Origin of the sequence: Marinobacter maritimus (assembly GCF_007671675.1) — a bacterium.
GTDB classification, from domain to species: Bacteria; Pseudomonadota; Gammaproteobacteria; order Pseudomonadales; family Oleiphilaceae; genus Marinobacter; species Marinobacter maritimus.
In genome coordinates this window covers 638,182-650,958 of record NZ_VCGW01000002.1, presented here as the reverse complement: position 1 = coordinate 650,958, position 12,777 = coordinate 638,182, and the positions used below count along the sequence as shown (strand labels likewise).

Here is a 12,777-nt window from a genome sequence, read left to right as displayed (position 1 = left end):
GGCTTTTCAAAACTGTGCGGAGCCATGGATGGCGTAGACAAGCGTACAGGGAAGTATTCACAGCGTGTTTTGAAAAGCCCTCACCAATGCCTGCCATCTCCGAGTTTAAGTCCGGAAAACAAAAAACCCGCCAATCCAGAGGAAAGGCGGGTTTTTAGTAGCTGCTAGCTATCAGTCAGAGAAGTCCGTCGGCTGCTCGCCTTCTTTCACTTCCTTCATGGACAGCTTCACACGACCACGGTTGTCCACATCCAGAACCTTGACCAGAACCTCCTGACCTTCGCTAAGCTCGTCAGTCACGTTCTCGATCCGGCGGTCAGAGATCTGGGAAATGTGCACCAGACCATCCTTGCCAGGCAGGATGTTAACAAAGGCACCAAAGTCTACAATGCGCTCAACGCGACCCTTGTAGATAGCACCAACCTCAATCTCAGCAGTAATTTCCTTAACCCGGTTAACCGCCGCCTGGGCCGCTTCCATGTTATCTGCGTAGATCTTCACGTTACCGTCGTCATCCAGATCAATGGAAGCACCGGTCTCATCACAGATAGAACGGATCATGGAACCGCCCTTACCGATAACGTCACGGATTTTCTCAGGATTGATCTTGATAGTCGTGATGCTCGGAGCGCGCGGAGAAAGCTCGGTACGCGACTCGGAGATAACCTTGTTCATCTCAACCAGAATGTGCTGACGCGCCGCATGGGCCTGCTCAAGAGCAAGTTCCATGATCTCGTCAGTAATACCCTGGATCTTGATGTCCATCTGCAGAGCAGTAATGCCGTCTTTGGTACCGGCAACCTTGAAGTCCATATCACCCAGGTGATCTTCGTCACCCAGAATGTCAGTCAGAATGGCAAACTTGTCGCCTTCCTTGACCAGACCCATGGCAATACCCGCTACTGCCGCTTTCAGTGGCACACCAGCATCCATTAGCGCCAGACTTGAACCACAAACAGACGCCATAGAGCTGGATCCGTTGGATTCCGTAATCTCGGAGACCGAGCGAATGGCATACGGGAACTCTTCCAGAGTCGGCATAACCGCCATCACACCGCGTTTGGCCAGACGACCGTGGCCAACTTCACGACGGCCAGGGGTACCAACACGACCAGCTTCGCCTACCGAGTACGGAGGGAAGTTGTAATGGAACAGGAACGGATCCTTGCGTTCGCCTTCGAGTGCGTCGATTGTCTGCACGTCGCGGGAAGTGCCAAGAGTCGTCGTGACGATGGCCTGGGTTTCACCACGGGTAAACAGCGCAGAACCGTGAACGCTTGGCAGAATGCCCACTTCGATTTCGATCGGGCGAACCGTTTTGTTATCACGGCCATCGATACGCGGCTTGCCATCGATTACCTGCTGGCGAACAACGGTTTTCTCGACCTTTCCGAAATTCTTTTTGACTTCATCTGCGGAAGGCTGGCCTTCCTCTTCGCCAGCCAGCTTCTCAACGGCCGCCGTTTTGATCTCGCCAAGACGCGCGTAGCGGGCCATCTTGTCGTGAATGCCATAGGCTTCTTCGATAGCACCGGCAAACTCAGACTTGATCGTGTCCAACAGTTCGGTGTTTTCAGCAGCTGGCTGCCAATCCCAACGGGGCTTGCCATTTTCAGCAGCAAACTCTTTGATAGCGGCAACAGCCGTCTGCATTTCCTGATGGGCGAACAGAACACCACCGAGCATCTGATCTTCGCTCAGGCCTTTGGCTTCGGATTCAACCATCAGAACCGCGTCTTCAGTACCCGCAACTACCATGTCCAGCAGGGAAGTCTTCAGGTCTTCAAAACTCGGGTTCAGAAAGTAACCCCTCTCGTTGGTGTAACCAACACGGCTGGCACCGATGGGGCCAGCGAAAGGAATGCCGGAGATTGCCAGGGCGGCCGACGCAGCCAGCATGGCGGCGATATCCGGATCCTGCTGTTTGCTGGATGACATAACCGTGCAGATAACCTGCGTCTCGTTCATATAGCCGTTCGGAAACAGCGGACGAATCGGACGGTCGATCAAACGGGATGTCAGGGTTTCTTTCTCGGAAGGACGGCCTTCACGTTTGAAGAAACCACCGGGGATTTTGCCCACGGCGTAGGTTTTTTCGAAGTAGTTTACAGTCAGCGGGAAGAACGGCTGACCCGGCTTGGCATCTTTGGCACCAACGACAGTACCCAGAACCGAAATATCACCCACGGTGACAAGAACGGAACCTGTAGCCTGACGGGCAATACGGCCCGTTTCCAGAGTGACAGTTTCGCCACCCAGTTCAAATGATTTTTTACGCGGTTGCAGATCCACAACGAACTCCTGCGTTATCTGTTCAGAATGATTGAAGCGTGTCTCTGAAAGTACTCTGCCTGAAAGCTAACAGGCTGTTGCAAAACCCCGGCCAGGCAATTGGTACGCCTTATCTGCGCACCGCCCGGGCTTTCAACAACCTGCTATCAATTTCAGCTTTCCAATACGACAGGAAATCCCAGATTCACTGAAAATTCAATGCGGTGATGTAAAGCACAACCGGCAGGCCCCTGAGGAGCCCGCCGGCTGGTGGCCACACCGGAAAAAACCGGGGCGGCCTTCAGGTCGTAAGACCGGATTTAGCGACGCAGTCCCAGGCGCTTGATCAGCTCCAGGTAACGGTCAGCATTCTTCCGACGGAGGTAGTCCAGCAGCTTACGACGCTGGTTTACCATCCGGATCAGACCACGGCGGGAATGGTGATCCTGCTTGTTGATCTTGAAGTGGTCCTGCAGCTTGTTGATGTTGGCGCTCAGCAGTGCAACCTGCACTTCCGGGGAACCTGTATCGCCATCAGCTTGCTGATAATCATTAACGATCTGTGCTTTTTCATTGGCAGAAAGTGCCATAACTCACCTCATGGTTGCGATGCTGTCAAATCCGGCCGAACCGCGCATCTCTACAGCCCGGCTAAACAGCGGTCAAACTATCGTTTGCCGCTGCTACTTACCAGCCGACGGGGTACCAGTTCGGTTTCCTCGCCTTCCGGCAATGCTTCTGCCAGCCCTACAAAGCCTTCGTTGCCATAAATGCGCACGAAGCCGTCGTAAGCCCGGCCCGGTATTCTAACCGGTTGTCCGTTCAATATCGACACCAAAGGCTGCCCCGACAGGCGGTGCTCCGGGAACATGGAGAGCGCCGCATCAGGGGCAACAAGCAGGCCATCCAGGCTCTCACTACGCTCGCGCATTGCCTCGAGATCAGGCACTGCATGGACGTCAGCAAGAGTGAACCCGGCCGCCAACGTACGCCTGAGAGCAATTACATGCGCGCCGCAACCCAGAACCTCGCCGATATCTTCAACGAGTGAGCGAATATACGTACCTTTGGTGCATTTCACCGCGATATCCATTTCGTTCTCGCGCACATCCAGAAGGCGGAGCTCGTAAATGGTTACCGGGCGCGCCGGACGCTCTATTTCAATACCCTCACGGGCGTATTCGTAAAGCGGACGTCCGTTGTGCTTGAGCGCGGAATACATAGAGGGGACTTGCTGAATATTGCCACGAAATTGCTCAAGCACCGGCTCTAGCACCTCCGGCGACAAGTCTTCTGGTACCGGCTTTGTGGCAACCACCGCCCCCTCGCTGTCACCTGTTTCGGTGCGCTCGCCAAGCCGCGCGGTAGCGATGTAGGCCTTGTCGCTGTCCAGCATCATCTGCGAAAACTTTGTCGCCTCGCCAAAGCAAAGGGGCAGGACCCCTGTTGCCAGAGGATCCAGTGCACCGGTATGGCCAGCCTTGGCGGCACCATACAGGCGTTTAACCTCTTGCAGGATGCCATTTGAGGTGATGCCAAGCGGTTTGTCAATTACCAGAATACCACTGACATCACGGCCCTTACGTCTGCGACTCAAGGGTTTGACTCCGGATTACTTTGATTGTCGCTCTGGTTTTCACCCTGACTGTCGTCGTTCCGCTCAACGGCTGATTTATCACCAACCGCTTCCCGGATCAGACTGTCCATTCGGCGGCTGTAACCCTGAAGCGCGTCAAAATGAAATCGAAGTTGCGGTATCACTCGCAATTTCATGGCTCTTCCGACTTGGCCGCGAAGGAACCCAGCCGCCCGATTCAGTACCGAAATCGAATCCTTGACCTCGGGAGACTCAGCAGTGAGCTCTTCGGTGGTCAACAGCGAGACATAGATATCGGCGTAGCCAAGGTCACGACTGACCTTGACTGCGTTCACCGTCACCATGCCCAACCGCGGATCCTTGACCTCCCGCTGAATCAGCTGAGCAAGCTCACGCTGCATCTGATCGCCAATGCGATCAATACGACTGAACTCTCTAGGCATCAGGCCCCCGTAGATTCGAGTTTACGCTCGACTCTGATACGGTCGAAGACTTCGATCTGGTCACCGACCTTCACGTCGTAACCTTTAACACCGATACCACATTCCATGCCGTTGCGAACTTCAGGTACGTCATCCTTGAAGCGGCGCAGGGATTCCAGCTCGCCTTCAAAGATAACCACGTTGTCGCGCAGTACACGGATCGGCTTGTTCCGGTATACGTTGCCCTCGGTCACCATACAGCCAGCAACCTGACCGAACTTCGGTGAACGGAACACGTCGCGAACGTCGGCAATACCTATGATGTCCTCGCGGAACTCCGGCGCCAGCATGCCCGTCAACGCGGCTTTCACATCGTCCAGCAGGTTATAGATAATGCTGTAGTAACGCAGATCCAGACCTTCCTGCTCCACAAGACGCTTGGAGGCTGTATCCGCACGCACGTTGAAGCCGAAAATAACGGCGCTGGTGGCCATTGCAAGGCTTACATCCGTTTCGGCAATACCGCCGACGCCAGACGATACGATTTTCACTTGAACTTCGTCGTTACCCAGGTCTTGCAGCGACTTGGTGATCGCTTCCAGAGAGCCACGAACATCCGTTTTGAGAACAACGTTGAGGGTTTTGACCTCATCTTTGCCCATGTTCTCGAACAGGTTCTCAAGCTTGGCCGCTTGCGCTCGCTGCAAACGCTGCTCGCGCTCACGAATATGGCGGAATTCGGCCAGTTCTTTGGCCTTGCGCTCATCAGCTACGGCAAAGAACTCGTCACCGGCGTTTGGCGTGCCGTTGAGGCCCAGAATCTCGACCGGAATCGACGGACCGGCTTCTTTCACCTGTTTGCCAGCTTCATCCGTCATTGCACGAACCTTACCGAAGTAGGATCCCGCAACAACCATATCGCCCTGGCGCAGTGTCCCGTTCTGAACCAATACGGTGGCAACAGAACCGCGGCCACGCTCAAGGCTGGACTCAACCACAACGCCTTGTGCTGGCGCATCGGGAGAAGCCTGCAGCTCAAGGATCTCGGCCTGCAGCAATACGGCTTCCAGCAAGTTATCGACGCCATCACCTGAGTGAGCGGAGATTGGCACAAACTGGACATCGCCACCCCAGTCTTCAGGAATAACGTCAATCGCTGCTAACTCGTTCTTCACACGATCGGGATCGGCTTGTTCCTTGTCCATCTTGGTGATGGCGACAACGATAGGCACACCAGCCGAGCGTGCGTGCTGAACCGCTTCCTTGGTTTGCGGCATTACGCCGTCATCTGACGCCACTACCAGGATAACGATATCCGTGCACTGCGCACCACGGGCACGCATCGCGGTGAACGCCGCGTGGCCCGGCGTATCAAGAAACGAGATCATGCCGTGATCCGTTTCAACATGGTACGCGCCAATGTGCTGGGTAATACCACCGGATTCACCGGAGGCAACCTTGGTGCGCCGGATGTAATCCAGCAGTGATGTCTTACCGTGGTCAACGTGGCCCATCACACTCACAACAGGAGCGCGCTTGGCCTTTTCCTTACCTTCAACGCTGAACTCGCTGAGCACACCCTCTTCGAAAGCATCGTCACTGATGGGCTTGGCCTTGTGGCCCAGCTCTTCAACGACCAGAGTCGACGTCGCCTGATCCAGCGGCTGATTAATGGTTGCCATCACGCCCATGCCCATCAATGTCTTGATGACATCACCGGATTTGACGGCCATCCGCTGGGCTAGATCGCCAACGGTAATAATTTCTGGAACTTCTACTTCTCTGACCATTGGTTTGGTCGGCCTCTCGAAGCCATGACGCTTCTCTTTGGGTTTCTTTTTCGCACGCAGTGGTTTGCGCAATGTGGTGTCATCATCATCGTCAGAAATCACCACGGGCGCGTCCGCAGGGCGGTTACGTGGACCACGATGACCAGCCTGCTTCTTCTTGGGCTTGCCTTCTTCGGTTTCGTCGCCACGCTCACGAACTTTTTCTTTCTTTTTCTTCGGCTTCCGATCCTTGCCTTCGCCATCAGCTGGTGGCGGTATCGGCATATCTTCCGGAGCGGGAACAGGCTCTGGTTCTTCTGCTTTCTTCGGCTCAACCTTCTCGGCCGCTGCCTTGTCTTCAGCCACTGGCGCTTCTGCTTTCTCAGCGTCTACTGGAGCTTCTGTTCCGGCCTGAGGCGCCTGATCAGCCGCTACATTTACAGTCGGCTCTGCCTGCGGCTGTTCAACCTTCTGCTCTTCTTGCTGTGCTTCCGGCGTCTCTTCTTCCGCCTCAGGCGCAAGCTCCGCACGCTTTATATACGTGCGCCGCTTGCGCACTTCAACATTGACGGTCTTGGCCTTGCCAGCCTTGAGCGTGGTTGTCGTCTTACGCTTCAAAGTAATCTTGTTCGGCTCAGCGCCTGCTTCACCGTGGGTCTTTCTCAGATAGGCCAGCAACTGCTGCTTCTCATCGCTGGATACAGCGTCGCTTTCTGAGCGGGCTTTAAGGCCGGCTTCCACGATCTGCTTCAGCAAACGATCCACGGGAGCGCCTACATCATCGGCCAGTTGTTTTACCGTTACTTCAGCCATACTGGTCTCCTCCCGAATTAAGCCTGGTCTTCAAACCAGGGGGCGCGTGCAGTCATAATCAACTGTCCTGCACGCTCTTCATCCATACCTTCGATATCGAGCAAGTCGTCAACCGACTGCTCCGCCAGATCTTCCATGGTACGTACACCCATGCCGGCAAGCTTGAACGCCAGGCCACGGTCCATTCCGTCCATACTCAGAAGATCCTCTGCAGGTTCCGCGCCATCGAGGGCTTCCTCGCTGGCCAGTGCCTGATTCAACAGGACATCCTTGGCACGGCGGCGTAATTCAGTGACGGTTTCTTCGTCAAAACCGTCAATCGCCAACATCTCTTCCATAGGCACATAGGCGACTTCCTCAATAGACGTAAAGCCTTCGTCAATCAGCACTCCGGCAAACTCTTCGTCGATGTCGAGGTGGGTAGTAAAGTGCTCAACCAGAGTGTTGTACTCCTGCTCCTGGCGCTCACCCGCCTCTTCTTCGGTCATCACGTTCAGGGTCCAGCCCGTAAGCTCGGTAGCCAGGCGCACGTTCTGTCCATTACGACCGATAGCCTGCGCCAGGTTATCGGCTGCGACGGCTACTTCCATGGTGTGGCGATCTTCATCCATCACGATAGAAGCCACTTCCGCTGGGGACATGGCGTTAATGACCAGCTGTGCCGGGTTGTCGTCCCACAGCACGATATCGACGCGCTCTCCGCCGAGCTCGTTGGAGACTGCCTGAACGCGAGAGCCGCGCATGCCTACACAAGCACCAACGGGATCAATACGACGGTCGTTGGTTTTCACTGCAATCTTTGCACGTGAACCGGGATCCCGGGCCGCGCCGCGGATTTCAATCAACTCTTCTGCAATCTCCGGCACTTCAATACGAAACAGCTCGATCAACATCTGTGATGCAGAACGGCTCAGAATCAACTGAGGGCCGCGATGATCTGTGCGAATTTCGAGCAGCAATGAGCGTACCCGGTCACCCATGCGGAATGTTTCACGCGGGATCAGGTGCTCTCTGGGCAGCAAAGCTTCAGCGTTGGCACCAAGATCGACGATGACGTTATCGCGGGTAACCTTCTTTACGGTACCCGAGACCAGTTCACCAACACGATCGCGATAGCTATCTACAATTTTGCTGCGCTCAGCTTCACGAACTTTCTGGAAAATGATCTGTTTCGCTGCCTGCGCACCGATACGGCCGAAAGCAACAGACTCTGCTTTCTCCTCGTAGGTGTCACCAGGCTTCAGCGCAGGGTCAATTTCTTCAGCTTCCTGAAGCGTCAGCTCGGTACCCAACGCAGGAACGGCATCGTTGTCAACGATCAGCCAACGGCGGAAAGTATCGTATTCACCCGTGCGACGATCAATTGATACGCGCACATCCGACTCTTCGTCTTCGTAACGTTTTTTGGCAGCGGTGGCGAGTGCAAGCTCGATCGCTTCGAAAATTACATCCTTCTCGACGCCTTTTTCGTTCGAGACGGCTTCAACCACCAGCAAGATCTCTTTACTCATTGGATTGCCCTGCTCTGAAAATAAACTGTGCATCTACTGAGTTTTTCAAATAGCTCACTCGAATACCGGAATAATCTGGGCTTTTTCGATGCTGTCAAAAGGCAACAAATACTCGTGATCATCAACGACCACGACAATATCATCGCCCTCCACACCTTTAATAAGCCCCTGAAACTTGCGCCGGCCTTCAAATGCCATGCGCAAGCGGATTTGTACCTGGTGCCCCACAAATGCCTGATACTGCTCAGGCCGAAAAAGGGGGCGATCCATCCCCGGAGACGAAACCTCCAGTGTGTACTCGGTCTGGATGGGATCTTCCACATCCATCACGCCACTGATTTGACGGCTGACTTTCTCGCAGTCATCAATGCCGATGCCATTCTCGGCATCGTCTATAAAGACCCGCAGCATGGATTGATAGCCCTTGGAGCGATACTCGATGCCCCAGAACTCGTAACCCAGGCCTTCCACCACAGGCCGAAGAATGTCTTCCAGTTGTTTAAGCTTGCCTGACAAGTTAGGCGGTCTCCGTATTAAAATTTACCGGCCCCAAAAACAAAAAAAGGGCTGTTAATCAGCCCTTTTTACGCACCAGGGCCCGTTGCGCCAGGGCCCCTTAATCAAAAAGCCCCGATAACTGGGGCCTTTTGTTGCAAGAACTAGCAGAAAGCAAACCGGTAAACCGCTTCCTGCTGACAGACACCTGGCCTGCCAGAAACCCGACAACAAGAGATGTCTGGCTCCAATCTCCGCCGGAGTATAGAGACGCCGGACGAAGTGGTCAAGGACTGCTCAAAAAAACGGCCTGGAAGATCCAAGCCGTTTCTCTTCTTAATTGGTGCCCAAGGCCGGACTCGAACCGGCACGGCTTTCGCCACTACCCCCTCAAGATAGCGTGTCTACCAGTTCCACCACTTGGGCAACACTCTTACTCGAGCTCGGGGAGATCAGACTCCCCGCTCCCGGTTTCGCTCTTCGCAGCATCACCATTATCTGCAGCTCCCTCAGAAGGACCCTGGCGGGAGTCCGTCACTACCGGAATGCCTGCCTCGCCTGCCACTTCAGCACGCTGCTTGGCAAATACTGCCAGCGAAAAACTCGTTACAAAAAACACGATTGCGAGCAAGGTTGTCATGCGGGTCAGAAAACTGCCGCTACCCTGACTACCGAATACCGTCTGCGAAGCACCACCCCCGAAGGCCGCACCTGCATCCGCACCCTTGCCCTGCTGGATCAGCACCAGACCCACCAGCGCCACCGCGATCACCACGTGCACAACGACTACCAGTGTTTCCATCCAATCCATATCGAATCTCGCGAACCTTTAACTTTAGGCACTCGCCGGTAAGGACCGACAAATACTCATAAATTCTTTTGCGACCAGTGATGCGCCGCCAATTAAACCACCATCTACATCTGGCTCTGAAAAAAGAGCCGCTGCATTATCTGCTTTTACACTGCCGCCGTAAAGCAGTGAAATCTCTTCGGCAGGGGCGCCCATACTTTTCAGCACACCCCGTATAGCTGCATGCATAGCCTGAGCATCATCAGAGGTTGCCGTTTTACCGGTACCAATCGCCCAAACTGGCTCGTAGGCAACTACGATATTCTGCCATTCACCCGACGCCACTGACGACAAACCTGTGCGCACCTGGTTAGCAACGACTGCCTCAGCCTGCCCGGCCTCGCGCTCTTTCAGCGTTTCACCAACGCAGACAATGGCCGTTAAACCGCTGGAGACTACCAGCGACACTTTTTCAACAACCTGCTCGTCGGTTTCACCAAAGAGCTGACGGCGCTCGGAGTGACCAACAAGCGCGTAGCGGCAGCCTGCATCTCTGGCCATTTCCGCGGAAACTTCCCCGGTATAAGCTCCCGACTGCCACTGACCCACATTCTGAACACCAACTGACACAGTGTTTCGGGCCTGCTCCAATACATTCGCGACATAAATTGCAGGAGGAATAATAACAACCTCCACGCCGTTATCAAGAGACCCGGCTTCAGACCGGACATAACCCACCAGCTCATCCGAGAGGTCTTTCGACCCGTTCATCTTCCAGTTTCCGGCTACAATCTTGCGACGCATAACAGTTCCCGAATGTAAGGGAGGGCGCACTATACAGCAGTCCCTCAGAACAGACAACCGCCTGAAACCAACAAAATCAGGGCGTTGAATTTTCCACGATTTGCGCGAGCTTTTCAGCAATACGACGAATATCGTCCGCACTCTGACCTTCAGCCATTACGCGAATCAAAGGCTCAGTTCCCGACGCACGCAGCAGGATTCTGCCCGTGCTGCCAAGTTCCGATTCAGCCTTTTTAACCGCTGCAACAATATCCGCACGGCTGGAAGGATCAAACCGCTTTGCAACGCGCACATTGATCATCGTCTGGGGCAGCTTACTCATACCCTGCCGCAACTCGGCGAGAGTTTTGCCGGACTTGCCGATAGACAGCAGCACCTGAAGTGCGGACACGATACCATCGCCGGTACTGGTGCAGTCGCGGATGACCATGTGCCCCGAACCCTCACCACCGAGCACCCAGTTATTCGCCAACAGCCGCTCCATCACATAGCGATCGCCCACATTGGCGCGCTCGAACGAGATACCCATTTCCGTCAGCGCCAGCTCAACACCAAGGTTGGTCATCAGCGTACCCACCACGCCGCCTTTGAGGCGATCTTCGGCAAACCGCTGGGATGCAATCACATACAGAAGCTCGTCACCGTCAACTTCAGAACCGTCACGATCAACCATCAATACCCGGTCACCATCGCCATCAAAGGCAATGCCCAGATCCGCATCCTTCTCGATAACAGCCCTCTTGAGCGCGCCCAGATGAGTGGAGCCCACATTCAGGTTGATGTTAAGTCCGTTCGGCTCCGCACCAATGACAGAAACATTAGCGCCAAGCTCACGGAACACTTTCGGCGCAACGTGATATGTCGCACCATGGGCGCAATCGAGAACGATCTTCAAGTGATCAAGGGTGAACTCATTCGGCACAGTGCTCTTGCAGAACTCTACGTAGCGCCCCGGAGCGTCTTCTACCCGCGACGCCTTACCCAGCTCATCCGGACCGCAAACCTCGATCGGCTTGTCCAGCCAACGCTCGATTTCGGCCTCCAGGGCATCGTCAAGCTTGGTGCCGTCTGCGGAGAAAAATTTGATGCCATTATCATGATGCGGATTGTGGGAAGCACTGATAACGATGCCTGCGGAGGCACGGAAGGTGCGCGTCAGGTACGCGATGGCTGGGGTTGGCATAGGCCCCAAAAGCTTCACATCCACTCCCGCCGCCGATAATCCGGCCTCAAGAGCGGACTCGAACATGTACCCCGACAGCCGGGTGTCCTTGCCAATCAGCACACTGTTGCGCTGCCCGGCCCTTTTGAAAGCCTGCCCGGCAGCCCACCCCAGATGCAACATGAATTCCGGCGTAATAGGCGGCTCACCTACCCTGCCGCGTATTCCATCCGTGCCAAAATACTTTCTTCCGGCCATCAAACTGCCTCCTTTACAGCCGTCGCAATCTTGACGGCATCTACGGTTTCCCTGACGTCGTGCACGCGAATAATACTTGCACCCTTCATGGCCGATATTGTCGCGGCCGCAAGGCTCGCGGGCAACCTTTCATCAACTTCCCGGCCCGTTATATGGCCGAGCATGGATTTTCTGGACATACCGACCAACATTGGATGCCCCACGACCTGCAACTGCTCAAGCGAAGCAAGCAAACGCAAATTATGCTCAAGAGTTTTCCCGAACCCGAACCCGGGATCCAGAATTATATTGTGGGCCTCTATTCCAGCCTTCTCCGCGACGCGAATGCGCCCAGTCAAAAATTCACTGACTTCACGCAGCACATTCCGATATTCAGGATGGTCCTGCATGGTTTCAGGCTCGCCTTGGATGTGCATGATGCAAACCGGTATTGCCGCACGCGCTGAAGCATCCAAGGCGCCCTCCCTCTGCAGCGCTCTCACATCGTTAATCAGCCCTACGCCGAGCTCAGCCGACTGAGACATCACTTCAGGCGTGCTGGTATCTATCGAAACAATAACATCCAATTCCCTTACAAGCGCCTCAACGACGGGGCAAACACGATCCAGCTCTTCCTGAATTGATACCTTCGCCGCACCCGGGCGTGTGGATTCTCCGCCCACATCAATAAACGCCGCACCATCCACGACCATCTGGCGAGCTTTAAAAAGCGCTGCATCCAACTGGTTGTACCGGCCACCATCAGAGAACGAATCCGGAGTCACATTAAGAACACCCATCACGTGACAACGGGACATATCCAGGATTCGTCCGGCAAATTTCATTTCCATAACAAACCTTCTGGGCGGGCATGGCTTAGCGTGAAAAACAGCGTCTGGCAAAAAC

At 54.8% G+C, this 12,777-nt stretch carries 11 protein-coding genes and 1 tRNA gene; all 12 read right to left on the bottom strand.

All coding sequences use genetic code 11. From position 1 onward, the window contains the following. Nucleotides 1-171 precede the first annotated feature (171 nt). The 12 genes from pnp to folP all read right to left on the bottom strand — a co-directional run bounded on the left by pnp (nt 172) and on the right by folP (nt 12,722). Entirely contained in the window at nt 172-2,286 is a 2,115-nt protein-coding gene (pnp, locus tag FFI90_RS10090) for a polyribonucleotide nucleotidyltransferase (RefSeq protein WP_246123530.1), read from the bottom strand. Nucleotides 2,287-2,591: 305 nt separating this feature from the next. After that, nucleotides 2,592-2,861, bottom strand: coding sequence for a 30S ribosomal protein S15 (rpsO, locus tag FFI90_RS10085; protein ID WP_144777886.1), 270 nt, complete (start codon nt 2,859-2,861; stop codon nt 2,592-2,594). Between the two features lie 77 nt (nt 2,862-2,938). After that, nucleotides 2,939-3,868, bottom strand: coding sequence for a tRNA pseudouridine(55) synthase TruB (gene truB, locus FFI90_RS10080; protein WP_144777885.1), 930 nt, complete (start codon nt 3,866-3,868; stop codon nt 2,939-2,941). Beyond that, nucleotides 3,865-4,311: a 30S ribosome-binding factor RbfA gene (gene rbfA, locus FFI90_RS10075; protein ID WP_144777884.1), complete on the bottom strand. Its 447-nt coding sequence runs from the start codon at nt 4,309-4,311 to the stop codon at nt 3,865-3,867. The genes truB and rbfA overlap by 4 nt, the downstream gene beginning before the upstream one ends. Further along, the gene (gene infB / locus FFI90_RS10070; RefSeq protein ID WP_144777883.1) at nt 4,311-6,872 is read right to left on the bottom strand and encodes a translation initiation factor IF-2; all 2,562 of its coding nucleotides are present in this window, start codon (nt 6,870-6,872) and stop codon (nt 4,311-4,313) included. The genes rbfA and infB overlap by 1 nt, the downstream gene beginning before the upstream one ends. 17 nt (nt 6,873-6,889) lie before the next feature. After that, entirely contained in the window at nt 6,890-8,383 is a 1,494-nt protein-coding gene (nusA, locus tag FFI90_RS10065; RefSeq protein WP_144777882.1) for a transcription termination factor NusA, read from the bottom strand. Nucleotides 8,384-8,437: 54 nt separating this feature from the next. Beyond that, nucleotides 8,438-8,899: a ribosome maturation factor RimP gene (rimP, locus tag FFI90_RS10060; RefSeq protein WP_144777881.1), complete on the bottom strand. Its 462-nt coding sequence runs from the start codon at nt 8,897-8,899 to the stop codon at nt 8,438-8,440. A 320-nt stretch (nt 8,900-9,219) separates the two neighbouring features. After that, nucleotides 9,220-9,304 (bottom strand) — tRNA-Leu (locus FFI90_RS10055). Between the two features lie 7 nt (nt 9,305-9,311). Further along, nucleotides 9,312-9,689 (bottom strand): preprotein translocase subunit SecG, encoded by a 378-nt coding sequence (secG, locus tag FFI90_RS10050; protein WP_144777880.1) that lies wholly within the window; start codon nt 9,687-9,689, stop codon nt 9,312-9,314. 24 nt (nt 9,690-9,713) lie between these two features. After that, nucleotides 9,714-10,472 carry a triose-phosphate isomerase gene (gene tpiA, locus FFI90_RS10045; protein WP_144777879.1) on the bottom strand — a complete coding sequence of 253 codons (759 nt, stop codon included), beginning with the start codon at nt 10,470-10,472 and terminating at the stop codon, nt 9,714-9,716. Nucleotides 10,473-10,548: 76 nt separating this feature from the next. Next, on the bottom strand, nt 10,549-11,892 hold the full coding sequence (gene glmM, locus FFI90_RS10040; protein ID WP_144777878.1) for a phosphoglucosamine mutase: 1,344 nt from the start codon (nt 11,890-11,892) through the stop codon (nt 10,549-10,551). Next, nucleotides 11,892-12,722, bottom strand: coding sequence for a dihydropteroate synthase (folP, locus tag FFI90_RS10035; protein WP_144777877.1), 831 nt, complete (start codon nt 12,720-12,722; stop codon nt 11,892-11,894). The genes glmM and folP overlap by 1 nt, the downstream gene beginning before the upstream one ends. Nucleotides 12,723-12,777 lie beyond the last annotated feature (55 nt).